Source organism: Lacinutrix sp. MEBiC02404, assembly GCF_053601575.1.
The window spans coordinates 1-1,602 of record NZ_JBSHNV010000166.1; the positions used below are offsets into that span (position 1 = coordinate 1).

1 protein-coding gene and 1 pseudogene are annotated in these 1,602 nt (G+C 30.0%); both read left to right on the plus strand.

Going from position 1 to position 1,602, the window contains the following annotated elements; translation table 11 throughout:
* Positions 1 to 275 precede the first annotated feature (275 nt).
* Positions 276 to 517, plus strand: a pseudogene (locus ACVCXO_RS08700) (Clp protease N-terminal domain-containing protein); the annotation flags it as partial.
* A 74-nt stretch (positions 518 to 591) separates the two neighbouring features.
* On the plus strand, positions 592 to 1,602 hold a 1,011-nt coding region (locus ACVCXO_RS08705; RefSeq protein WP_452229201.1), incomplete at its 3' end, for a hypothetical protein.

The window sequence follows — 1,602 nt, forward strand, 5'->3', positions numbered from 1 at the left end:
TTCTATTTTTTATTTCCTCGAAAATGGAATTAATTTTAAATTAAACACCTTAATATCCATTTACTGATATAAATCATTCTTTTTGTCGAAACATTTTTGCAAACTTACTATCAGTAAACGTAATTACAGAAATAGACAAAAGGTCCCCTATTATTCACAAAAACAAACATTTTGTCTTGCAGATTAAACTGGTAAGATTGTTGCCTTTAACTAATAACAATAGAGAAAATTATAAGATGTACATCTTATACTAAATTATAAAACACAACATAACTATAAACTTCAACAATTATACAATAAATCACAAGAAGCCATACAACAAATTGCGCAAGGTTATGATCATCAACAAATAGAAAACGAGCACCTTTTTAAAGCTATTTTTGAAGTAGATAAAAACGTTTTACCATTTATATTAAAAAAACTGAATGTTAACGTTGCCATGCTTCAGCAAATATTAGAGAAGGATTTAGAAAGCTTTCCTAAAGTTACAGGTGGAGATATTATATTATCTAGAGAATTAGGATAATCGCCACTAGTTTTAGGAATACTTAATAAGAAATTGACTACTTTTATCTCTAAACTCCTACAAATATGCAATACGCGAACAAACTACTTTTAATACTATTTTTTGTTTTTAATATCAGTTTAGCACAAAATGATAATAGCGCTGCAACAAAAACATTTGTTAAAGAAAACAACTTTTTACATAAGGAGTATTTAGAAAAATTTTCGCTGCATACTAATAAGTCTGTATATTTTTCAGGAGAAGACATTTGGTTTAAAACCTATGTAGCTTATGATATCACCGAAACACCAAATTATAGAACCACAAATTTGCACATAAACATCTATGATGCAGATAAAAATCTAATAGCACATCCATTAGTTTTAGTAGAAAACGGAAAGGTAGCAGGAAGCATTAAACTTCCAGAAGATTTAAAAACAGGCACCTACTATATACAGCTAGACACCAACTGGAATCGCGGTTTTAATAATGCGTATATAAAACCAATTCAAGTAAATAATTTGCAAGATGGTTTTATAGACTCGCAAGAAAACGAAGTATCCACAAACGAAGCTATTCGCTTTCAATTTTATCCAGAAAGTAATGTACTATTAAACGACACCGAAAACACGATATATTTTACGGTTTCCCAAAACAACGTACCTATCGCATTACGCGCCAATGTAACGGATGCTAATGGAGAAGTTGTTTCTGAAATCATTAGTGATAAAAACGGACTAGGAAACTTTGTTTTAAAAGCTTATTCTGAAAACAACTACTATGTTGTTGTAAATAATCTAAAATTCGAGCTACCTAAAGTACAAGAAACTGGATTTATCATTCATAAAACAGAAAATGTAGAAACCAATGATGTAGTAGGCTTAAGTATAGCAACAAATAAAGCCACCATAGAGCAGCAAAAAGGAGAAACTATTTTTGCTGTAATTCACAGAAAGGGATATGTATTATCTGCCATTCCGGTAACGATAAGCGAAGCATATTATAGCTATAATTTAAAGCTTTTAAAAAACGATCTTTTTAATGGCGTAAATACAATTACGCTATTTAATAGTAGGAATCAACCAATTGCAGAACGT